We start from the raw sequence: 21359 nt of genomic DNA, 5'->3' as shown, positions 1-21359 counted from the left end.
CTCACCCCATCCCGACCTGCTGACGCTCGGCCTCGACCAGGCCGATGACACGCTCCTCCTCGCGCGGGTAGGGCTGGCCGATGTACTTCATCGCGATCTGGTCGACGATCTCCCAGGCGGCTGCGCCTTCGAGCCACTCGACCACCCGGCCGCGCAGGATGATCGGCTCGAGGACGTTGTCCGCCGACGTCATCGAGAGCGCAACCCGCGGGTCCCGCCGCAGGTTGCGAGCCTTCTGGGAATCGGGCCCGGTGAGGAACGCGATGTGGTCGCCCACAGTGGTGACCCACAGGGGAGTGGCGTGCGGACCTCCGTCGGGCAGCACGCTGGCGAGGTGGGCGACGACGTTGCTCTCGACGACACGGCGTACGTCGGGATTCAGCATGGCGATCAGCTCCTAGCGAGGGTTGGTGGCGAGCCATCCGACGAAGTCGGCGACTGCGGTGGTGGCGTCGAAGCGCGGGGTGAAGCCGGTGTCGGCGGTCAGGCGGGTGACGTCGAGGTACGGATCCAGCCGGTGACGAGGATCATCGCTGCACCTCGTAGTGGAGGTGGGTGACACCCGGGGCGGCGACGACGTCGACGATGCGCAGCCGGATGTGCTCGGGCAACTCCTGGAAGAACCGTCGGCCGGCGCCGAGCAGGATCGGGACCTGATGGAGGACGATCTCGTCGACGAGCCCCGCCTTCAGGGCCTCGGTGACCACACCGCCGCCCATCAGCCCGACGTACTTGTCGCCGGCCGCTTCCTTGGCTGCCGCGACGGCGTCCGAGATCCCGGTGCTGATCAGGGTCTGACGACTGCCGAGGTCTGGCACCGGGCGGTGGCTGACGACGAAGAGCGGCGCGGTCGGGTGCGGGGCGCCGTCGCCGAAGCCGTCGGAGTCGTCGTAGGTGTTGCGGCCGGCCAGTGATGCGCCGACCCGGCCGGCGAGGGCGTCGAACAGCCGGGCGCTGGGCTCGCTGAGTTTGAAGCCGTCGAACACCTGGCTCGGTACGTCGCCGTCGAAGTACCAGTCGAAGAGCATCCCGCCGTCGCCGAGCCCGCGGCCGGGGCCGGGGTCGCGACCGGTGATGAACCCGTCGACCGAGACCGACAGTGCGGCGATGACCTTGCTCATCGGAGTGATCCTTTCTGGGTTCCTTCAGGAGACTCCATGACCGTAGCAGTTGAAGTTCCGTAAGGGAACCCCAACTGCTAGGCTGATGTCATGCAACGCACCAACTTCGGTGAGCTGGTCTGCTCGATCGCGCGCACTCTCGACGTGATCGGGGAGCCGTGGTCGCCCCTCATCCTGCGCGACGTGTGGGTCGGGATGCGCCGGTTCGACGAGCTGCAGGCCGATCTCAAGATCTCGCGCAAGGTGCTGACCGAGCGGCTCCATCACCTCGTCGACCACGGGGTGCTCGAACGCCGTCCATACGACAATCGCCCGCGGTATGAGTACCACCTGACGGAGAAGGGCGCCGAGCTCGTCGACCTGCTCATGGTGATGAAGGGCTGGGGTGACAAGTGGATGGCGGGTGAGGCCGGACCGCCGGTGCTCTACCGCCACCACGCCTGCGGCGAGATCTCCGACGTCGACCTCCGCTGCTCCCATTGCGAAAAGCCCATGCACGCCTACGACGTAGGCCTCCTTCCAGGCCCTGGCGCCATGCGGTAGGGGCGATGGGCGAACCCGGTGGGGTGCTCGACCGCTTGCTCGACTAGATCGTCGCCAGCTCGGCGGTCGGCCGGCAGGCGCTGACTGCTGTGGCGCGCGGGCGCAGGCCGAACCAGACAAGGATCGCGCTGACGAGCGTCAGGGCGACATCCACCGACAGCGCGAGGTGCATGCCGGTCAGGTGCATCGCCTGCGTGGCGACGATCGCGGCGAGGACCGGGGTACCGACGGTGCCCGCCACCTCCTGAGTCATCGAGGTCAGTCCGGTCGCCAGGCCCTGATCGCCGTCGGGCACCCCGGACGTGCCGGTCACCGTATACGCCACGATGGCAGCCACGTGTCCGTAGAACCCGATGAACAGAGCCGGGATCAGGATCACGAGGGCGATGAGCCGGTCGGTGCCGAGGAACACCAGCGGGAGCGTCGCAAGACCCTGCACGGCCATGCTCACGGTCAGAACCTTGCGGTAGCCGAAGCGCCCGGTGATGCGCCCGGCAACCACTCCCGCGGCCACCGACGCCAGGCCTGGGATGCCGAACACGAGACCGGTCGCCAGCGGGGACAGGCCAAGGGTCTGCTGCAGGTACAGGGTGGTCAGAAAGATCATCGCCGGCTCCATGCTGCACACCACGAGCCCCGCGTAGTTGCCCCACGCCACCGAGGGCTGCCGCACGATGTGCACCGGGACGAGCGGCGCGGACGAACGCCGCTCGATCAGCCAGAACGCGACCAGCAGCAGCACGCCAACGACTGCAGTAGACATGCTCCGCTCGATCACGGCGTAGATCACGGCCAACAGGCCGCCGGTCACCGTCACTGCGCCGGGTACGTCGAGCTTCGTCCGCGCGGCCCCGGTGCTTTCGCGGATCACGAACGGCGTGAGCACCAGAACAGTCACGACGACCGGCACGTTGATGAAGAACGCCGCCCGCCATCCGAGCAGGCTGACCAGCGCACCACCGACCAGTGCGCCGACAGCGAAGCCGGCAGACAGCAACGCACCTCGCAGCCCCAGCACACGCGCACGCACCGAGCCATCGACGAAGGTCGTGGTCAGCAACGCCAGCGACGTGGGCAACGCCATCGCGGTCGCCAGGCCCTGCAGCACCCGAGCGGTCAACAGCAGTTCGGCGTTGACCGCGAACCCGCCGAGTAACGACGCCCCGGCCAGCAGGAGCATCCCAGCCAGGAACAGCCTCCGGCGGCCGAAGTAGTCCGCCAGCCGGCCGAACAGCAGCGCGAACCCAGCAGCGGGCAGTGCGAACGCCGATGTGATCCACGGCAGCCCGTCCGGCCCCAGCCCGACGCCTGCGCCCGCCTGTGGCAGCGCGACGTTCAGGATCGAGAAGTCGACCGACAGCATGAACCCGGCACCGAGCAGCACCAGCAGGATCACGCGTTGACGCGCACTGAACCGTGACATGAGGTCTCTCCCACTCAATAGCAACTGATTGGTTGCTACTTTATGGCAACCGATAGGTTGCGTCAAACCTCGTGCCGGGTCGACGTCCTGGGGTGGAGGGTTCTCAGCTGACGCGCGAGCGGCTGCGAGTACGCAGTACCGGGGCGAAGACGGCTAGGCCGGTGGCGAGCACGGTGACCACCAGGAAGGAGATCGTCAGGCTGCTCGCCTGTGCGATCCCGCCGATGATCGAAGGGGCCACCAGGCCGGACGCGTAGGTGATGGTCGCCACGCCGGCGATCGCGTGGCTCGCGTTGTTCCCGGTGCGCCCGGCCGCGGCGAACGCGAGCGGTACGACGACCGCGATCCCGACCCCGAGCAGCCCGAACCCGGCCATCGCGACGATCGGATGCCAGGCGACGACGACCAGGACCCCGCCCAGTGTCGCGATCACGCCGCTCCACCGAACTGTCCGTACGGCGCCGAAGCGGTCGATCACCGCATCGCCGGTGAGTCGCGCGATCGCCATCGTCAGCGTGAAGCCCGTCGTCGCCGCGGCTGCCACACCCGCCGAACTGTTGAGGACGTCGAGCAGATACACCGCCGACCAGTCCAGGCTGGCACCCTCGGCGAACACCGCGCAGAATCCGACCGCACCGATCAGCAGCGCCGACCGCGGCGGCAACGCGAACCGCGCCGGCGGCTCCTCGTCGTCCTCGGGGTGGATGTTCAGCACGAAATGACACACCACCAGGCCGATCACCGTCAGTACGACGGCCGCCAGCGCATGGTGGATCTGGGCACTCAACTCGGCATGCGCGGCAACGGTCCCGACTGCGGACCCGATCAGCGCACCGACACTCCACATGCCGTGCAGGCCGGACATGATCGACTTGTCCAGCCGGTGCTCGACCTCGACGCCGAGCGCGTTCATCGCGACGTCGGCCATCCCCGCCGTGCCGCCGTACACGAACAAGGCCGCGCACAACGTGAGCAGGTTGGGGGAGAGTGACGGCAGGATCAGTGCCATCGTCCAGAGCGCGAGCAGGCCGCGGAGTGCGTTGCGGGTGCCGAGGGTGTGAGTGACGCGGGCCGCGAGCGGCATCATCAGCGCCGCACCGAGCGCCGGGAACGCGAGTGCCAGCCCGAGTTGGCCGGCCGAGACCCCGGAGTGTTCCTGGATCCAGGGCACCCGGGTGGCGAACGATCCGGTCACCGCGCCGTGCACACAGAAGACCGCGGCGACGGCGTACCTGGCCCGGCGAACCTCGTTAGCCACAGGCAAACACTCTCTTTGTTTGATCGAACATCCGGATGGTAGATTTCTGCGCATGAGGAGCGCAGAACGGCACCAAGTGATCGTAGAACGACTGCGCAGGCTGGACCGAGTCTCGGTCCAGGAACTGGTCGAGGCCACCGAGGCATCGGACATGACGGTCCGTCGCGATCTCGACTTCCTGGCTGCCCAGGGCGTGCTCAAGCGCGTCCATGGCGGTGCCGTGTCCTCGATGCCGTCCGGTGTCGAGCCGCCGTACTCGCTGCGGGCCCAGGCGGCACTGGCCGCCAAGCGCGCCATCGCCGCGGCTGCCGTCGAGCACATCCACGACGGCGAGACCATCGTCCTCGACAGCGGTACGACGGCGCTCGAGGTGGCCAAGCTCCTCCACGACCGCGCGGTCACCGTCATGCCGCTCTCGCTGCACATCGCGCAGGAGTTGGCCGAGGCGCCGCGGATCCGGCTGCTGATGCCGGGGGGAGAGGCGCGCAAGGGCGAGTTGGCCTTGGTCGGTCCGCTGACCATCGCCTCGCTGCGGGCGCTGCGCTTCGACCTGGCCGTGATCAGCCCGTGTGCCTTCAGCCTCGACGCCGGGCTGACCGCGTTCGACCTGGGTGATGCCGAGGTCAAGCAGGAGGCGCTCGCCGTCGCCGCCCGGTCGATGGTGCTTGCCGACGGCGCCAAATGGGACCGCGCCGCGCTCGCCTACGTGTGTCCGGCCGACCGCCCCGACCTCATCATCACCGACCCGACCGCCCCGGAGGACCAGCGGACCATGCTCACCCAGCGCGGAGTACTCCTCGAGGTGGCGACCTCTTGACCGCCACTGATCTGCCGTTGCAGACCGCACCGCCCCGAGCCGCCCGTGTCGCCACCTGGACCTACTTCGGTCTCAACGGATTCGCCGTCGGCATGTGGGTCGTCCACATCCCCAACATCGAGCACGCCACCAAGATCACCCACAGCACCCTCGGCCTGCTGCTGCTCGCCCTGGGTGGCGCCGCCTTCCTCGGTATGCAGGTCGCCGGCCCGCTCGTCGACCGAATCGGCCAACGCCGTCTGGTCCCGGCCGCCGGCGTTCTCCTCGGCCTCGCCCTGATCTGGCCCGGTCTCGCGCACAACTGGTGGACGCTCGGCTTGGCCTTGATGGCGCTCGGCTTCGCCAACGGCTCGATCGACGTCGGCATGAACGCCCAGGCCGTCGTGGTCGAACGCGGCTACCCCCGCCCGATCATGGCCGCGTTCCACGCGATGTGGTCGATCGGCGGTGCGTTCGCCGCGCTGATCGGGGCCGCCACGCTGCGCGCCGACGTACCGACCGAGGTGACGCTCGGCCTGGCCGGTGTCCTGTGCGTCGTCGTGTCGCTGGGGGTGAGCCGATTCTTGATCGAGGCAACGACCGAGGAGCACGACGAGCAGGAGGATCGCGCCAAGCCGCCCGCCAAGCTGGTCTGGGCGCTCGGCGGCCTCGCCTTCGGCCTGATGCTTGCCGAAGGTGTCGCCAACGACTGGGCGGCCCTGCACTTCCGCGACATCCTCGGCACATCGGTCAGTACGGCGGCCTACGCGTACGGCGCCTTCGCCGTGGCGATGACCGTCGGGCGCTTCCTCACCGACCGGGTGGCGGCAGTCGTCGGCCCGGCCGCGATCGTCCGCTACGGCGCCGCGATGGCCGCGGTCGGTCTGACGATCGTGATCGTCGTACCGTGGGTGCCGGTCGCCCTGTTCGGCTGGGCGTTGTTCGGTCTCGGCCTGGCCGGCGGCGTACCGCAGCTCTTCACCGCGGCCGGCAACCTCGACCCGCGCGCTGCCGGCGCGCTGATGGCGCGTGTGGTCGGACTCGGGTACGTCGGTCTGCTGGCCGGCCCGGCGTTGATCGGCGGACTCGCGCATTGGATGCCGCTGAACATCGCGTTCATCCTGCCGGTCGTGCTGTGTGTGCTGACGTTCTTCGGCGGGCCGGTGCTCAAATCCCGGTCTTGAGCGCCTGCTCGAGATCGGCCCACAGGTCGTCGGGATGCTCGATCCCGACGGCCAGCCGGATCAGATCCTCGGGGATGGTCGGCACCTCGATCGGCCAGCGGCGACGGCGTTCCAGCATCGACTCGACCCCACCGAGGCTGGTCGCGTGCACCCAGAGCGCCGTACTCTCGCAGACTCGCTGAGCCCCCTCGGCGTCACCACCGAGCTCGAACGACAGGATCGCGCCGAAACCTGACATCTGCGCCTTGGCCCGGGCATGACCTGGATCGTCCGGCAGTCCCGGGTAGCGCACGCGGCTGACCCGCGGGTGCTGGAGCAGCCGCTCGGCGAGGAACGCCGCGTTGGACTGCGCTCGCTCGAGGCGGAGTGCGAGGGTGCGCAGACCTCTCAGCGCCAGCCAGGCCTCCATCGGGCCGGGGATCGCGCCGAGGCTGCGGCGGCGGAGGTCGAGCGCGGTCCACAGGTCGTCGTCGGCGGTGACGATCGCGCCGAGAACGACATCGGAGTGACCCGCGATGAACTTCGTTGCCGAGTGCATCACGATGTCGGCACCGAGCCTGATCGGCTGCTGCAGCAGCGGTGTCGCGAACGTGTTGTCGACGACAACGGTCGCACCCGCCTGCCGTCCGGCCGCGGAGATCGCGGGGAGGTCGGCGACCTCCATCGCGGGGTTGGTCGGCGACTCGATCCACAGCAGGTCCGCGCCCACGACCGCTTTGCTGACCTCCGCGGTGTCGGCGATGTTCACCCGCTCGACCGTCAACCGGCCGGTCGTCGCCTGCTGGTCGAGGAGCGCGAGTACGCCGGAATACGCGTGCTGAGGCGCGACGACCCGGCCCCCGACGGGGACGAGATCGGCGATCGCGGCCGCCGCCGCCATCCCGGACGCGAACGTCAGGCCACGCCCACCCTCGAGCTCCCCGAGCGTGTCCTCCAGCGCAGTCCACGCATCGTTCCCGAAGCGCCCGTACCCACGATCGCCACCCGCGACGTAGGTCGAGCTGAAGACGGGTGACTCGCCGACCGGCGCGTTCGGTACGCGCTCGGGCCGGCCTGCGTGGACGACGACGGTGGATGGATCGAGAGGGGACGTCATGAGGTGAATTCTCCCGGCTGCGGATCGTGGCAGGGCGGGCGGGGCGGGGGACGGGGGAGCGGGCGCGGCGTGGCTAGCGCCCGGCGTCAGCCGCGGCGTCGACGGTGGGGAGTGGGATGCCGCCGCCGCGGAGCAGCGTCATGGCGCGGCGGGCGAGTTCCTTCACCTCGGTGTCGTCCGGGTTCTCGACCCAGATCCGGACCACAGTCTCGATGATGTTCATCGCGATCCCGGCGGCCAGGGCAGCGGTGAACTCGACGTCCTGCGGGTCGTTGCCGGCCGGCCGTCGTACCAGCTCGTCGGTCAGTTCGTTGCGGAACCGCCAGATCATCTCGTTGAGGTGGGCGCTCACCGACGCCGTCTGCGCGGCCAGGTCGAACACCGCGCGAACCCGGTCCGGGTTGCTCTCCAGTTGGTCCAGCACCCGCTCGATCACCGACTGCAGACCGTCCGGCAGCTCCACCTCGGGCTGCTCGCGGAACCACGCGACCGCACCCAGCAGGCAGTCCTCGACGAACTCCAGGACGAGCGTCTCCTTGGTCGGGAAGTAGCGGTACAGCGTGCTCGGGCCGACCTCCGCGGCCGCGGCGATCTGCTCCACCGTGGTCCGGCCGAAGCCGTGGTCGGTGAACAGCTCGAACGCCTTGTCCGCGATCAGCCGGCGGGTCCGCTCCCGCTTCAGTTCGCGCAGTCCCATCTCCACCTCCGCGGGCAGAGTACCGGTTCGGGGACTCGCCGTGGTCGATTCTTCCGCCGGACGGTGATGGCGCTGCCGGTCACCTGGGAGTGACGGTGTGATCACAGTGTGGTGACGGCTACTGACTGCGATCTGAAGAGCTCTTAACCGAACCCCGATCGGAACCTGATCCCGGGGCCGCTACAGTCGAGCCGGTGAGTGAGTACTCGAGGGAAGAACAACGCAAGCCCCGTGTCGCCGTCGTGTTCGGCGGCCGGTCGAGCGAACACGCCATCTCGTGTGTGACCGCGGCCAACGTGCTGCAGGCGATCGACCGGGACAAGTACGACGTGGTCCCGATCGGCATCAGCACCAGCGGCCACTGGGTGCTGGAGAGCGGCGACCCGGAGCGGCTGTCGATCACCGACGGGAAGCTCCCGGAGGTCGACGTGACCGCGCTGCCGGTGCTGTTCGGCGCGAACCGCGAACTCGTGGTGAGCGAACCGGGCCAGGTACCGAGCACGCTCGGCGAGGTGGATGTGGTCTTCCCGCTGCTGCACGGCCCGTGGGGTGAGGACGGCACCATCCAGGGCCTGCTCGAGATGTCCGACATCCGCTACGTCGGTTCCGGCGTGCTGGCCAGCGCGGTCGGCATGGACAAGCACTACATGAAGGTCGTCTTCGCCGCGGCCGGCCTCGAGGTCACCCCGTACGTCGTCATCCGCGACCGCGACTGGACCCGCGACCCCGCCGCCTGCCGCGAGGCGGTCGACGCGCTCGGCTACCCGGTCTTCGTGAAGCCGTGCCGGGGCGGGTCGAGCCTCGGCATCAGCAAGGTCAACAACCTGGCCGAACTCGACGACGCGATCGCCGAGGCGCGCGCCCACGACCCGAAGGTGATCGTCGAGGCGTCCGCGAAGAGCCCGCGCGAGATCGAGGTCGGCGTCCTCGGCGGCCTGAACGGGGCTCCGGCCGAGGTCAGCGTCTGCGGTGAGATCGCGGTGTCCGGCGGTGGGCACGACTTCTACGACTTCGAGACCAAGTACCTGCCCGAAGGTGAGGAGTACACCGCCCTCTCGGTCCCCGCCGACCTCCCCGAGGAGATCGCGGCCGACATCCGCGCCAAGGCGCTGACCGCCTTCGACGCGATCGAGGGCGAAGGCCTGGCCCGCGTCGACTTCTTCCTCGACGCCGACGGCCGGGTCATCATCAACGAGATCAACACCATGCCCGGCTTCACGCCGACCAGCATGTTCCCCCGCCTCTGGGCCGCCACCGGCGTCGACTACCCCGCCCTGGTCGACCGCCTCCTCACCCTGGCCACCACCCGCCCCACCGGCCTCCGCTAACCCCACCCGGCCCTGCCCCTAACGCAATGGGGGGCAGGGCTGCTGGTGATCGCTGCCTCCAGCGGGACAGACGGTGGTCACCTGACGATGCTCACGGTCTCAGGCCTCGGCCCGCGGAGCGCCAACCCACCCCCGCGGAGCGCCAACCCGGCCCCGCGGAGCGCCAACGCAGCCCCGCGGAGCGCCAACGCAGCTCGGCACGGACCGTGCGCTGACCGCGTCGGTGTCCGAGTACCCAACTCACAGGCGCCTCGCCCGTTCATACAGGTAGCGCTGCTGCGGCAGGCTGGTTGTGCGGCCGGCCGCCTCCTCGTACGCCGCTCGCGCGCCCACCGCATCCCCGGACATCTCCAGCAGATGCGCCCGCACCGCCGACAACCGATGGTCCGACGCGATCCGCTCGTCGCCCTCGATCGTGGCCAGCAACTTCAGCCCATCGTCCGCCCCGCGCGCCATCGCCACCGCGACCACCTGGTTCAGCGCGACCATCGGGTTGTCGACCAACTGCAGCAGCACCTCGTACAACGCGACGATCTGCGCCCAATCGGTCTCCTCCGCTGACGGAGCCTCGTCGTGCACAGCCGCGATCGCCGCCTGCAACTGATAAGGCCCCACCGGCCCCCGCGGCAGCGCCGCCGTGATCAGCCCAACGCCCTCGTCGATCAGCTCCCGGATCCACAACGACCGATCCTGCTCCGCCATCGGAACCAGCTCACCCAGCGGCCCGGTCCGAGCCGGCCGCCGCGCATCGGTCAGCAGCATCAACGCCAGCAACCCGGCCACCTCACTGTCGTCAGGCAGCAGCCGATGCAGCATCCGCGCCAGCCGAATCCCTTCCGCCGCCAACTCCACCCGCTGCAGGCTCGGCCCCGTCGTACTCGCGTAGCCCTCGTTGAAGATCAGGTACACGACCTTCAGCACCGCGCCCAGCCGCTCGTCCCGATCCGCCGGCAGCACGAACCGAGCCCCGCTGTCCTTCACACTCGCCTTGGCGCGGCTGATCCGCCGGGTCATCGTCGCCTCCGGCACCAGGAACGCCCGCGCGATCTCCGCCGTCGTCAGACCGCCGACCGCCCGCAGCGTCAACGCGATCTGCGACGCGGGCGACAGCGACGGATGGCAACACAGGAACAGCAGGATCAGCGTGTCGTCGGTGTCCGCGCCCCGCTCACCCGGCTCCGGATCGGGCAACGTCGCCCACTGTGCCACCCGGTCCTCGCGCCGCTGACGGGCCTGTTCACGACGAAGCAGATCCGTCAGCCGGCGCGAAGCGACCGTGATCAACCACCCTCGCGGATTGTCCGGAACACCCTCCACCGGCCACTGCAGCGACGCGGCGAGCAAGGCCTCCTGCACCGCGTCCTCCGCGGTGTCGAAGTGCCCGAACCGCCGCACGAGTGCCCCGAGCACCTGCGGGGTCAGCTCGCGCAGCAGATCGTGGAGAGCGGTGGACATGACGATCAGTCCGCGATCTCGCCGCGGCCCTCGATGATCGGCCGGATGTCGGCGTACGCGGTCGCGCGGACGGACTCGGGTGCCGGCGTGTCACCGAGCCGGGCCGCGATCTCGGTGGCCCGGTCGAACGACTCGCACTCGACGATCCAGTACCCGGCCAGCACCTCCTGGGTCTCGGCGTACGGCCCGTCCGTCACCACCGCGGCGCCGTCCTTCGAACCCAGTCGCCTGGTCAGCACCGGTGCCGCGAGCCCACGGGTCTCGACCAGCTCACCGGATTCGATCAGGTCGTTGTTGAACTTCTCCATGAACGCGCCCATCGCGGCGAAGTCCTCGGCGGTCCAGGCCGGCTTGCCGGTGTCCTTGCCCGCCATCCCGTCGTAGTCCTGCTGCGACGCGTAGGTGAGGATCATGTACTTCATCGGAATCTCCCGTCGTCCCGGGCACCAGCGTCGGTGCCTCTCGCCTGCTACGTCGCCCCCGCCGGACCGAACCGGACACCGCCGACGAACAAACTTCGGTTTCGACTGGAGTATGCCGTTGTCAGGTACAAGGAGTGATGAGTTTGTTGAACCTGTGGACAGCATCCGACACATCGGTCAGCGCGTTCGCCTCGGGCGCGTACTTGGCCGGAACTGCGACCTCGAAATAGACCTGGCGGCCGATGGTGGTGAAGATGAACCCGTTCTCGACCTCCTTGGCGAACCAGCCCACGCCGTTCACCTCGAAGCACTGTGACTGCGCCTCGGCCATCCCGGCCGGCGGCGCGACCCCACAGGTGACCTCGATCGGCGGATCGCCGTACGCGGCGGTGAGCGGACTGACCGGATCGGTCTCGCGCCGGTCGGCGTCCAGCACCTTCTCGGGCAGCGCCTTCACCAGCGGCTCACAGGCCGCCGCGACCTCGGGCGCGGGCGACGGTACGGCGACGGGCGCAGGGCCCGGGCTGCACCCGGCCAGCAGGATCAGGCCGAGTGCAGCGAAGAGAACTTTGGGCATGCGAAAGGAGGACGGGGCCCCGGGGCGGTCAGATGTGGACGACGGGGCAGGTCAGCGTGCGGGTGATACCGGGCACGTTCTGGACCTTGGCAACCACCAGTTTGCCCAGCTCGTCGACGTTGCGGGCTTCCGCGCGGACGATCACGTCGTACGGACCGGTGACGTCCTCGGCCAGGGTGACGCCCTGGACCTCGGCGATCTGTGCCGCGACATCGGCTGCTTTGCCGACCTCGGTCTGGATCAGGATGTAGGCCTGGACCACCACGTCGTTCTCCACTCAGTCGTCCTCAGCGGGCTCCGGCGATGCCGACGCAGGGGTACTGCGAGGCGACCGGGCGTACTCTTCGTTGCCCGGTCACGGTACCGCCTAGACTCCGGTTGGCGATATGGGAGGTCTGCTGACGTGACAGAGACGTTGGGGAGCACGGGTGAGTTCGGCCTGATCGCGGCCGTCACCAAAGGGCTGTCCACAGGTGAGGACGTCCTGGTCGGACCCGGTGACGACGCGGCCGTGGTGGCGGTGCCGGACGGCCGGATGGTGATCACGACCGACCTGCTGGTGGAGGGCCGCCACTTCCGGCAGGACTGGTCGTCGGCCTACGACGTCGGCCGCAAGGCCGCCGCCCAGAACCTGGCCGACATCATGGCCATGGGTGCCCGGCCGACGTCGCTCGTGGTCGGGTTCGGCGCGCCGGCCGACCTGCCGACCGCGTGGGCGCTGGAGCTGAACCAGGGTCTGGTGGACGAGGCCGAGCTGGTCGAGGTCAGCATCGTCGGCGGCGACACGGTGCAGTCGGACAAGATCATCGTGTCGGTGACCGCATTCGGCACGCTGGACGGTCGTCCGCCGGTGCTGCGGTCCGGTGCGCGCCCCGGCGACGAGGTCGCCTACATCGGGCGGCTCGGCTGGGCCGAAGCGGGGTGGGCCGTGCTGGCGCGCGGATTCCGCTCGCCGCGAGCCGTGGTCGAGGCGCACCGCCGCCCGCAGCCGCCGTACGCCGAGGGGCCTCGGGCCGCGCTGGCCGGCGCGTCGTCGCTGTGTGACGTGAGCGACGGGCTGCTGTCCGACCTGGGGCACATCGCCGTCGCGAGTCAGGTTGCCATCGACGTGCACACGCAGGCGTTGACCGTGCCCGAGCCGTTGCAGGCCGTGGCCGCCGCGACCGGTGTGGACGGGCTCAAGTTCGTCCTGACCGGCGGCGAGGATCATGCGCTGGTCGGGACCTTCGAGCCGGCCGACGTCCCCGAGGGCTGGACCGTCATCGGCTCGGTTGCTGAGGGCAACGAGGAACGGCCGGCCGGAACCGTGACGGTGGACGGAGCGGCGTACGCTGCCGACTCCGGCCACGCCCATTTCAGGAGTTGAGATGTTGCCCAGAGTGCTGACGATCGCCGGATCCGACTCCGGCGGCGGGGCCGGGATCCAGGCGGATCTGAAGTCGATGCTGGCCAACGGCGTGCACGGGATGAGCGTGCTGACCGCGATCACCGCGCAGAACAGTCTCGGCGTCCAGGGAGCGTGGGAGCTGCCGGAGGAGCAGGTCCGGGCACAGTTCCACAGTGTGGTGGACGACATCGGTGTCGACGCGGTGAAGACCGGGATGCTGGCGTCCTCGTCCATGGTCCGGGTGGTCGCCTCCCTGCTGCGGACGCTCCCGCCATCTGTGCCGGTCGTGGTCGACCCGGTGTCGGTCTCGAAGCACGGCGACGCGCTGCTTGCAGCCGATGCGATGGACGCCGTACGGACGGAGATCGTGCCGCTGGCAACTGTCCTGACGCCGAACCTCACCGAGCTCGGCCCGGTGGCCGGCATGGACCTGGAGACGGTGGAGGACCGAGAGCTCGCGGCGAAGCTGCTACTGGACGCCGGAGCCTCCTGGGTCCTCGTGAAGGGCGGCCACGACCCGGGTACGGCGTCGGTCGACATCCTGCACGGTCACGGGGTACGACGGGCCTACAGCGCGGTACGGGCGGACAACAGGCACACGCACGGCACCGGATGCACGCTGGCCAGCGCGATCGCGTCGTACCTGGCGCGCGGGTACGACGTACCTGGTGCGGTGGGAGCGGCCAAGGAGTACGTGACCGGGGCGATCGGGGCCGGGTTCGCGCTCGGTGGTGGAATCGGTCCGGTCGATCACGCTTGGCGATTTCGAGGGAGTAGCAGTTGAGCAAGCAGCAGCCGCCGGTTGACGGGTACTGCGAGCAGTGTGGGTTCAACTACGACACAGGTGACCTGCAGGGCACGGTGACCACGCTGATCCGGCAGTCGGCGGACTGCAGTATGTCGCTCACGAGAGCCGCGGCCGGGCCCGATCCGGACGTCGTACGGCTCCGGCCGGAGCCTGAGGTGTGGTCGGCGATCGAGTACGCCTGCCACGTGCGCGACGTACTGGAGGTCCAGCGGCAGCGGATCGCTCAGTGCCTGGCGGAGGACCGGCCGGTGTACGCGCCGATGGACCGGACGGGGCGGGTGAAGCAGGCCAAGTACGAGGACCAGGACCCGATGGAGGTCGCGGCCGCGCTGATGCGGTTCGCGCGCGAGTTCGGTGCGGCCGCTCGAGTGCTGACGCCGCCGCAGTTGGGCCGGCTGGGTCTCTACAACTACCCGGTGCGTGCGCCGCGCACACTGGGCTGGGTGATTCGCCACACCGCCCACGAGATCCAGCACCACCGCCACGACATCACCACGATCCTGGCGCGGGTGGAGCCGCCGATCGTCCCCAAGCCGCCGGCTGCGGAGGTCAGCGTCGATCAGCCCACTGAGCAATCGACGGCTCAGTAGTGAGGTAGTCGAGCGCCAGTGCGGCGGCGCCACGCAACGGACCGTCGGGCTGGTGCGTGGCGGGGAGTACCGGCGGGGGAGAGGTCCGGTGGAAGGTCATCAGGCCGGCTAGGTAGGCCTGCTCGAAGGTGGACTCGGCAGCGGCGCGGAGTGGGATGGCCAGCCCACCCAGCGTCACGACATCTGGGTCGTGTGCGTTGACGAGTCCGGCGATGCCGCTGGCGAGCGCGGTGACCACTCTGGCCACCGCACGGCCCGCCGCGCGGTCAGTGCGCTTCAGCACGTCCTCTGTGTAGCCGTACGGGTCGTCCGGCGTCGGCTCCTTGAGATGCCGTGCCAGCGCGCGTCCGTCGATGTCGAGGTCCCAGCACCCACTGGCCCCGCACGGACACTCCCGTCCACGCTCCCCGAACGGTATGTGCCCGTACTCCCCAGCGGCCCCGGACGCCCCCTGCGCCGGTACGCCGTCGATCAGCAGCGTGCCGCCGATACCCACCTCGACGATGAGGTGCAGCGCGGTACCAGCACCAGCGGCTGCACCAGTGCGGGCCTCAGCCACACCACTCAGCGTTGCATCGTTGCCGGCAAGCAGGGTGATGCCTGTGCCCGCGGTGATGGCCTCCAGGTCCAGCTCAGCCCATTCCAGCGTCGGTGCCTGCATCAGACGGTTGTCGCGAATGGTGCCCGGCACTGCCAGGCTCACTACTCGCAGGCGTTCGCCGTACTGTTCCCGCACCTGCTTCACGGCCCCCTGCAGGTTGCTGAGCACCACCTGCGGCCGGCGACTCCGGTGGCGTCTGGACTGCTGCGCCAGGAACGACCCGTCCAGCGCGACCACAGCACTCCGCCAACTGCTCTGCCGCAGGTCCAGCGCGAGCACCACAGGACCCTGTGGATGTGGCCGTAGAACGGTTGTGGGCCGCCCACGTCCCTGACTGGGTGCAGGCACCTCAGTGAGCAGCTGTAGGTCGCGCAGCCGCGCGGTGACCTCAGTCGCCGAGCTGGTGCTCAGCCGCAGCTCCCGGGCCACCGCAGCGCGCGTGATCCCGGGCCGGCGGCGCACCTGCGCGAGTACGTCGGCAGCCGTCTGCCACTGTCCGCGGCGAACTGCTGTTGTCATGAGATGGTTCTACCTTATGCTCGGAGAACGAGTTTAATGGAGGGGTGATGGGGATCCGGGACATCCGCGCCGTGCTGTTCGACATGGACGGCACGCTGGTGGACTCCGACGCCGCGGTCGAGCGCGCGTGGACGGTCTGGGCAGGGGAGTACGGCGTACCGGTGGCCGACGTCCTCGCCATCGCCCACGGCAGCCCGGCCGAGTCCACCGTCGACCGCATGCGCCCGGACCTGCCGGCGGAGGAGCGGGCGGCAGCCGCGGCCCGGCAGCTGGAGCTCCAGTACGACGACCTGTCCGATGTGGTGGCCACGCCTGGTGCTCATGAGGTGCTCAGCGTGCTCGGTGCCCTCGGGCTGCCGTGGGCGGTCGTGACGAGTGCGGACAACCGGCTGGCCAAGGTCCGGCTGGCTGCGGCCGGCATCGAGCCACGGGTCCTGGTGACCGTCGAGGACATCTCTCGCGGCAAACCGGACCCCGAGGGGTATCGCCATGCCGCTGACCTTCTCGGCGTACCACCTGCTCATTGCCTGGTCGTGGAAGATGCCGAAGTGGGCCTGGCGGCCGGCCGCGCCGCCGGAGCCGTTACTGCCGGTCTGAAAGACCTGTCTGCTGACATCCAACTGACCGATCTCCATCAGCTCGCTGACCTGCTGGCAGCCGCCCGGACGGAGGACAGTGGGCCTACCGACCTGACGGCCGGATGACCGGCCGGACGGACGAGATCCGGATCGGTGTCGGCCTCTCGTCAATGGGCTACCTCCTCGCGGGGCTCGGGGCCTGTGTCGCGGTGCTCGCGCGGGACCTGGACGAGTCCACCAGCCGACTCGCGCTGCTGTCGTCCGGGTTCGCAGTCGGGTTGGTCGTCATCGCGGTGGTCGGCCCGATGCTGCTGCGGACGTGGCCGCTCCCGACGGTGCTCCGCCTCGGCTCTCTCGTGTGTGCGGTCGGCGCGGTGCTGCTCGCGCTCGCACCTGCGTACGGCGTGGCAGTCGCCGGCGGACTGTGTATCGGACTGGGTGGGGCGCTGCTCGTGCTCGTCGCTCCGCTCATCCTGCACGGTCCAACGGCTGCTGCCCGGTTGAGTCGCGTCAACGCCGTTGCCAGTGCCACTGGGATCATGGCGCCGATCGCTATCGGTGCAGTCGACTCGCTCGGCCCGACTGGCCGGCTCGCGCTGCTGGCCGCCGTACCGCCGCTTGTCGCTCTTGCCGTTGTGAAGGGCAGGAGGCCTCGTCCGCGCGTTGACCCGGCGGGTGAGCCGGAGCTCCCGACCTCATCGCCGTACGCTCGGCGCGGGCCCGACCCTGTGGGCGCGTCGACCAGGTCTGTCGCCGTGGCAGTCGGCCTGGGCTGGCTGCGGGTGGTGCTGGCCGTCGGGGTGGAGTTCTGCTTCGTGGTGTGGGCGGTCGCGCGGCTGCTGGCCACGGGGTTGCCGGTGGCAACGGCCGCACTTCTGGGCAGCGCGTTCCCGATCGGCATGGCGGTCGGCCGTGCGATCGGCCCCATCCATTGGCGCGGCTGGTCGCCAGTCATCCCAGCCGGCCTGCTGGCCGTCATCGGCACCCTTCTGGTCAGCCTCTTCGACACACCCGCTGCCGTCACCATCGGCCTCGTCGTCGCCGGCACCGGCGTCGCGCCCCTCTACCCCGTCACCTTGGCCGCTCTGGTCGCCACGCCGGGCCTGAACCCGACCCGCCTGTCCGCACTCGGCGCATTGGCCTCCGGCACAGCGATCCTGCTGACCCCCGCCGCCCTGGCGGCCCTGGCCCGAGTCGCGGACCTCCGCACTGCCTACCTCATCACGCTCCCGCTCATCGCCGCCCTCATCGCCCTCACCCTCACCCGCCAAAGCGCGCCCAACGTTCGCGACAGCAGACCTGCCGAGGCCCTCACCCGCCCCACCATGTAGATCTGGCGGCGGTGTGCTGCCTCCGATCAGGGGCGGCGGGCCGCGAGGACGCAGAACTCGTTCCCCTCCGGGTCGATGAGTACGACCCAGCTCTCATCGCCTGTTTGACCGACGTCGGCGTGTCGAGCACCTAGGTCGAGCAGGCGACGGACCTCTTCGTCTTGCTCCCTGTCGGTGGGGTTGAGCTCGATGTGGAGCCTGTTCTTGACGATCTTGCCCTCGGGCACCTGCGCGAAGGTCAACGTCGGTGGCACCGGCCCAACCTGCTTCTTGGCGTCAGGCACCAGCGGGGAGCCGATGGTGACAACTCCGTCCTCCTCGCCTTGCACCTCGTAGTCGAGGACCGAGCACCAGAACCGGGCGAGACCGCTGGGATCGGCACAGTCGATCGCAAGCTCGGTGAACTTACTGGTCACGTCAGGACCTCCCAGTCAAGTAGCGAGTCCGCCACAGGCCACACGCTAATCGCAGCGCCAGGTCGTCGCGCAACGCGGGTTGGGGCACATCCGTGCTGTGGAGGCGAGTAGATTGCTCGCATGGAGTGCTTCGCTGCCGGGCGTACTCGCCGCTGAGGCCGGGCCCGCCGCTACGTCGCGATCTGCGAGCGCGGGTCAGGCATCTGCCCGATTCCCTTCAGCGCGAGAGGCACAACTTCATGCTCATTCGTTCGTACGTCCAAGCTGACCTTGCCCGGCTCACCGAGCTGACCATCGAGACGTTCCGGCCGTTCTACGAGGATTCCTTCCGCCCGCTCGTGGGCGAGACCATCTTCGCCAACCAGCACGGCAACTGGCGTGACGACTACCGCAAGCAGGTCGCCGAGCTCCACGACCCCGCACAGCACAAGTACGTCGCGGTGGCCGACGCCGACGGCGATATCACCGGTTACGTCGCCTGGAGCATCGACCCGGTACGCCGGAACGGCAGCATCACCATCCTGGCCGTCGCGGCAGACCACCGCCGGGACAATGTCGGCACCGCGCTCTGTGAGCACGCCTTCGGTGCGATGCGACAGGAGGGCGCGGAAGTAGTCGAGATCGGCACTGGCGGAGATGACTTCCATGCGCCCGCCCGTGCCCTGTACGAAAGCCTCGGCTGCGTCCAACTCCCAGTAGCCGTGTACTACCGCAAGCTCTGACCCACGTCCGTCTGGGCGCGACCGGCGCCCAGACGGACCGGCCGCCTAGGGCTTGGCGTATTTGCCGACCATCTTGACGAGGGTGTCGGGCGGGATGACCTTCACGTGCGGGGCGAGGCCGTTGACGACCGTCATGACGTTGTCGACGGACTTGCTCCAGGCATGCCAGAGGACGACCGAGTAGCCGGCCGTCGAACGCGGGTTGCGGACGGCACTGTTGAGCTCAGCGGTGACGGACGCCTCGTCGGCACCGTCGAGACCGTCCCACAGCATGGTGCGGGCGGAGATGACCGGCTTGCCCTCCGACCAGACGACCTTGCCCTTGTGGGAGTCGTAGCGGGAGTACTCGAGGTAGATGAGGCCGTCGATCTGGGGACGCTTCAGGTACGACGACCACAGGCGCTTGTCCTGGAACGAGTCGAAATCGATGATCTGGACAGCCGACAGGTCGGCGCGCTCCATCGACTTCGCCAGCGAAGCGGTGTGCCGCTCGAGGGCCGCCGCGGGGTACCTGCTGGGGTACATGTAGCCGCCGCCGGACGGGCCGACGACCCAGCGATCCTTCACCGACTGGTCGTAGTACCAGCGCATCACCGAAGGCGCGAGATCGATCAGCGACGGTGAGATGCCCCACCCGAGATCGACCGTGCTGCGGTGCGGACTGCCGAACCACCGTTGATCGGTTGGGAAGTCGCCGAGCATCCATTGGATGTTGTCGCCGTCGGTGATCAGGAACGTGACGTAGTGGGCATTCGGATCCGGTTCGAGGGCCCTCCCCCCACCCCCTCCGCGCTGGCTCAAGCGGTCTTCGGTCACGCCGGACAGGACGGATAGGTTGCGGGCATGGTCGGCCGGGATCGCCTTGACGCCGGCGTCGGAGTTCGGGCCGATGAACTTGTCCTCGCCGTTGGCGGCATCGCCCCAGCCGATCACCGTCGCGTCGTCGTCGAGCGCTTCGACCACCTCGGCGCGGAACGCCGAGTTGCCGTCGAAGAAGGCGAGCGTCCCCGCCATCGTGACGTAGTCCCGCAGTCGTTCCGGCCAGTCTCCTCTCTGCTCGATCGCGACGTCGTGCCGCAACCGCGACCAGTAGTTGTCCATCACCCAGCGGTCGTCCTTGTCCCGGACGTCCAGGACCTTGCGCAATCCGTGCCGGATCGCGAGTGCCTCCAAGCTCTCCTCGACAGCCACGGCACCCGTCAGACCGGCGAGGGTGGTCGCCACGTTGACCGACGGGGTGCCCGTTCGAAAGAGAACATATCCGGCCACGCGGGAGCGGCTGACGGTTTTCCACAGGTCCCCGGGGCGTGCCTGGACGCCGTACCGGGAGACGAGGTCGTCGAGCCAGATCTGGTAGCCGAGCGAGGGGATGTTCAGGTACAGCGTCTCGTTGCCGCGACGGGCGAGCAGGCCTTGCAGCGTGGTCGCGAGCGTGCGCTCGGCCGCGCTCAGCGAGTCCTCGGCCAGGACGCTCAGCAGTCGCGGCCGCTGACCCTTCGGGTACGCCGACCCCGCGGCAGTCAAGCCGGATGCCGACGATGCGGCAGCGGGGAGTGCGAGGGACGGGGCGAGCGAACTCAGGCCCAGCCCGGCGGTCAGGCCGAGGGCATGGCGGCGGGTAAGACGTCGTCGATCGGACATGCGGTGCCTCCAGGAGCGGCTGGTGACTGTCCTACGTTGTCATCTGCCCGGCGACGATGCCACAACAACCCTCGCGCCACAAGAGGTCAGGTCAGTCCGTAGCGGCCAAGCAGGTCGGCGAGCGAGTCGACACCGGACGAGAGGTCGTACACCTCCGCATGCAGGCCGACGCTCAAAGCAGCCGCCACATTGCTTTCGTTGTCGTCGATGAAGAGCACCGAGGAGGCGGGCACCTCGATCGAGCCGAGGATGGCCCGGAAGTACGCCGGATCAGGCTTGGCCAGCCCGAGATCGCACGAGTAGAAGGTCTGGTCGAACCACTCGCCGTACCCGCGCTCCTGCATGATCGCGCGCCGGTAGGCCTGCTGGTTGGTGGCGAGGTGGCAGGCGATGCCGCGCGCGCGCAACCGCGCGATGAGTTCGACCACCGCCGGCTCGGCGGCGAACTGGGTCCACGGCTCCAACGCGTCCGCCAAGGACACTTCCGACCCCCATCGGCGCAGTACCTCGGCGACCGCGTCCCGGAAGTCGCCCTTGCCGACCAGGGCCGGCCGCTCGGCTGCCATCAGGTCGGCGACGAAGGCCTCGCCGTCGCCGGCGGGGACGAACGACGACAGCCGGGACGACCAGTCGATGGTCGAGCGCTGGATGACGCCGTCGGCGTCGAAGAGTACGGCGGAGATCATGCGGCCATCCTGTCAGCCGCCCGGAGCCGGGCACGAAGCCGGGAGCCAAGCCCGCCCGGAGCCGGGAACGAAGCCGGTGGCCAAGCCGCCAGGAGCTGGGAGCCAAGCCGGGAGCAAGGCCGAACGAAGCCGGGACCGAAAGCTGGGAACTGTGTGACAACCGGCGGGTCGAGGTGTGGC

The 21359-nt window shown here is 69.2% G+C and carries 24 protein-coding genes; 10 read left to right on the top strand and 14 right to left on the bottom strand.

Going from position 1 to position 21359, the window contains the following annotated elements; translation table 11 throughout:
- Position 1: 1 nt before the first annotated feature.
- The gene (locus ACGFIF_RS22980; protein ID WP_393157104.1) at positions 2 to 385 is read right to left on the bottom strand and encodes a pyridoxamine 5'-phosphate oxidase family protein; all 384 of its coding nucleotides are present in this window, start codon (positions 383 to 385) and stop codon (positions 2 to 4) included.
- A gap of 142 nt (positions 386 to 527) precedes the next feature.
- A complete protein-coding gene (locus ACGFIF_RS22975; RefSeq protein ID WP_393157102.1) occupies positions 528 to 1121 on the bottom strand; it encodes a dihydrofolate reductase family protein in 594 nt (197 codons plus the stop codon).
- 90 nt (positions 1122 to 1211) lie between these two features.
- Here ACGFIF_RS22975 and ACGFIF_RS22970 point away from each other — a divergent pair, with 90 nt between their 5' ends.
- On the top strand, positions 1212 to 1664 hold the full coding sequence (locus tag ACGFIF_RS22970; RefSeq protein WP_393157101.1) for a winged helix-turn-helix transcriptional regulator: 453 nt from the start codon (positions 1212 to 1214) through the stop codon (positions 1662 to 1664).
- Between the two features lie 43 nt (positions 1665 to 1707).
- Here the strand turns inward: ACGFIF_RS22970 and ACGFIF_RS22965 are convergent, their stop codons facing one another.
- Together ACGFIF_RS22965 and ACGFIF_RS22960 are read right to left on the bottom strand one after the other, a co-directional pair.
- Positions 1708 to 3087, bottom strand: a complete 1380-nt coding sequence (locus ACGFIF_RS22965; protein ID WP_393157099.1) for an MFS transporter — start codon at positions 3085 to 3087, stop codon at positions 1708 to 1710.
- Between the two features lie 103 nt (positions 3088 to 3190).
- Entirely contained in the window at positions 3191 to 4345 is a 1155-nt protein-coding gene (locus tag ACGFIF_RS22960; RefSeq protein ID WP_393157097.1) for an MFS transporter, read from the bottom strand.
- 52 nt (positions 4346 to 4397) lie between these two features.
- On the opposite strand from ACGFIF_RS22960, the gene ACGFIF_RS22955 reads away from it, so the two are divergent.
- Together ACGFIF_RS22955 and ACGFIF_RS22950 are read left to right on the top strand one after the other, a co-directional pair.
- A complete protein-coding gene (locus tag ACGFIF_RS22955; RefSeq protein ID WP_393157095.1) occupies positions 4398 to 5162 on the top strand; it encodes a DeoR/GlpR family DNA-binding transcription regulator in 765 nt (254 codons plus the stop codon).
- Positions 5159 to 6325 (top strand): MFS transporter, encoded by a 1167-nt coding sequence (locus tag ACGFIF_RS22950; RefSeq protein WP_393157094.1) that lies wholly within the window; start codon positions 5159 to 5161, stop codon positions 6323 to 6325. The genes ACGFIF_RS22955 and ACGFIF_RS22950 overlap by 4 nt, the downstream gene beginning before the upstream one ends.
- On the opposite strand, the gene ACGFIF_RS22945 is transcribed toward ACGFIF_RS22950, so the two are convergent.
- Both ACGFIF_RS22945 and ACGFIF_RS22940 read right to left on the bottom strand, forming a co-directional pair.
- On the bottom strand, positions 6309 to 7421 hold the full coding sequence (locus tag ACGFIF_RS22945; protein WP_393157092.1) for a trans-sulfuration enzyme family protein: 1113 nt from the start codon (positions 7419 to 7421) through the stop codon (positions 6309 to 6311). The genes ACGFIF_RS22950 and ACGFIF_RS22945 overlap by 17 nt on opposite strands.
- A gap of 73 nt (positions 7422 to 7494) precedes the next feature.
- On the bottom strand, positions 7495 to 8118 hold the full coding sequence (locus ACGFIF_RS22940; RefSeq protein ID WP_393157090.1) for a TetR/AcrR family transcriptional regulator: 624 nt from the start codon (positions 8116 to 8118) through the stop codon (positions 7495 to 7497).
- A gap of 194 nt (positions 8119 to 8312) precedes the next feature.
- Between ACGFIF_RS22940 and ACGFIF_RS22935 the strand changes: the two genes are divergently transcribed.
- On the top strand, positions 8313 to 9446 hold the full coding sequence (locus ACGFIF_RS22935; protein WP_393157088.1) for a D-alanine--D-alanine ligase family protein: 1134 nt from the start codon (positions 8313 to 8315) through the stop codon (positions 9444 to 9446).
- Positions 9447 to 9686: 240 nt separating this feature from the next.
- Here the strand turns inward: ACGFIF_RS22935 and ACGFIF_RS22930 are convergent, their stop codons facing one another.
- The 4 genes from ACGFIF_RS22930 to ACGFIF_RS22915 all read right to left on the bottom strand — a co-directional run bounded on the left by ACGFIF_RS22930 (position 9687) and on the right by ACGFIF_RS22915 (position 12162).
- Positions 9687 to 10901: an RNA polymerase sigma factor gene (locus ACGFIF_RS22930; RefSeq protein WP_393157087.1), complete on the bottom strand. Its 1215-nt coding sequence runs from the start codon at positions 10899 to 10901 to the stop codon at positions 9687 to 9689.
- 5 nt (positions 10902 to 10906) lie between these two features.
- Positions 10907 to 11323: a YciI family protein gene (locus tag ACGFIF_RS22925; protein WP_393157085.1), complete on the bottom strand. Its 417-nt coding sequence runs from the start codon at positions 11321 to 11323 to the stop codon at positions 10907 to 10909.
- A gap of 121 nt (positions 11324 to 11444) precedes the next feature.
- The gene (locus ACGFIF_RS22920; RefSeq protein WP_393157083.1) at positions 11445 to 11900 is read right to left on the bottom strand and encodes a DUF3515 domain-containing protein; all 456 of its coding nucleotides are present in this window, start codon (positions 11898 to 11900) and stop codon (positions 11445 to 11447) included.
- A gap of 28 nt (positions 11901 to 11928) precedes the next feature.
- Positions 11929 to 12162, bottom strand: coding sequence for an Lrp/AsnC family transcriptional regulator (locus ACGFIF_RS22915; RefSeq protein ID WP_040455366.1), 234 nt, complete (start codon positions 12160 to 12162; stop codon positions 11929 to 11931).
- Between the two features lie 141 nt (positions 12163 to 12303).
- Here ACGFIF_RS22915 and ACGFIF_RS22910 point away from each other — a divergent pair, with 141 nt between their 5' ends.
- From ACGFIF_RS22910 to ACGFIF_RS22900, 3 genes are read left to right on the top strand one after another with little or no spacing between them, the layout of a single operon-like run.
- Positions 12304 to 13266, top strand: coding sequence for a thiamine-phosphate kinase (locus tag ACGFIF_RS22910; RefSeq protein ID WP_393157081.1), 963 nt, complete (start codon positions 12304 to 12306; stop codon positions 13264 to 13266).
- A 1-nt stretch (position 13267) separates the two neighbouring features.
- The gene (gene thiD, locus ACGFIF_RS22905; RefSeq protein ID WP_393157080.1) at positions 13268 to 14071 is read left to right on the top strand and encodes a bifunctional hydroxymethylpyrimidine kinase/phosphomethylpyrimidine kinase; all 804 of its coding nucleotides are present in this window, start codon (positions 13268 to 13270) and stop codon (positions 14069 to 14071) included.
- The gene (locus ACGFIF_RS22900; RefSeq protein ID WP_393157078.1) at positions 14068 to 14685 is read left to right on the top strand and encodes a DinB family protein; all 618 of its coding nucleotides are present in this window, start codon (positions 14068 to 14070) and stop codon (positions 14683 to 14685) included. The genes thiD and ACGFIF_RS22900 overlap by 4 nt, the downstream gene beginning before the upstream one ends.
- On the opposite strand, the gene ACGFIF_RS22895 is transcribed toward ACGFIF_RS22900, so the two are convergent.
- Positions 14645 to 15805 (bottom strand): ROK family transcriptional regulator, encoded by a 1161-nt coding sequence (locus ACGFIF_RS22895; protein ID WP_393157076.1) that lies wholly within the window; start codon positions 15803 to 15805, stop codon positions 14645 to 14647. The two genes, ACGFIF_RS22900 and ACGFIF_RS22895, sit on opposite strands and share 41 nt — an antisense overlap.
- 47 nt (positions 15806 to 15852) lie before the next feature.
- Between ACGFIF_RS22895 and ACGFIF_RS22890 the strand changes: the two genes are divergently transcribed.
- Together ACGFIF_RS22890 and ACGFIF_RS22885 are read left to right on the top strand one after the other, a co-directional pair.
- Positions 15853 to 16509 carry an HAD-IA family hydrolase gene (locus tag ACGFIF_RS22890; protein WP_393157075.1) on the top strand — a complete coding sequence of 219 codons (657 nt, stop codon included), beginning with the start codon at positions 15853 to 15855 and terminating at the stop codon, positions 16507 to 16509.
- Complete coding sequence (locus ACGFIF_RS22885; RefSeq protein ID WP_393157073.1) at positions 16506 to 17714, top strand: MFS transporter; 1209 nt, start codon at positions 16506 to 16508, stop codon at positions 17712 to 17714. Before ACGFIF_RS22890 ends, ACGFIF_RS22885 begins: the two co-directional genes overlap by 4 nt.
- A 26-nt stretch (positions 17715 to 17740) precedes the next feature.
- Here the strand turns inward: ACGFIF_RS22885 and ACGFIF_RS22880 are convergent, their stop codons facing one another.
- Positions 17741 to 18130, bottom strand: a complete 390-nt coding sequence (locus ACGFIF_RS22880; RefSeq protein ID WP_393157072.1) for a VOC family protein — start codon at positions 18128 to 18130, stop codon at positions 17741 to 17743.
- A 239-nt stretch (positions 18131 to 18369) separates the two neighbouring features.
- Here ACGFIF_RS22880 and ACGFIF_RS22875 point away from each other — a divergent pair, with 239 nt between their 5' ends.
- Positions 18370 to 18852 (top strand): GNAT family N-acetyltransferase, encoded by a 483-nt coding sequence (locus ACGFIF_RS22875; protein ID WP_393157070.1) that lies wholly within the window; start codon positions 18370 to 18372, stop codon positions 18850 to 18852.
- 45 nt (positions 18853 to 18897) lie between these two features.
- On the opposite strand, the gene ACGFIF_RS22870 is transcribed toward ACGFIF_RS22875, so the two are convergent.
- Entirely contained in the window at positions 18898 to 20493 is a 1596-nt protein-coding gene (locus ACGFIF_RS22870) for a GxGYxYP domain-containing protein (protein WP_393157069.1), read from the bottom strand.
- Positions 20494 to 20579: 86 nt separating this feature from the next.
- Complete coding sequence (locus tag ACGFIF_RS22865) at positions 20580 to 21179, bottom strand: HAD family hydrolase (RefSeq protein WP_393157068.1); 600 nt, start codon at positions 21177 to 21179, stop codon at positions 20580 to 20582.
- Positions 21180 to 21359 lie beyond the last annotated feature (180 nt).

The organism is Kribbella sp. NPDC049174 (assembly GCF_043197365.1).
GTDB lineage: Bacteria > Actinomycetota > Actinomycetes > Propionibacteriales > Kribbellaceae > Kribbella.
Note: the sequence above shows the minus strand (reverse complement) of the source record. Positions and strands in the feature narration are given on the sequence as shown.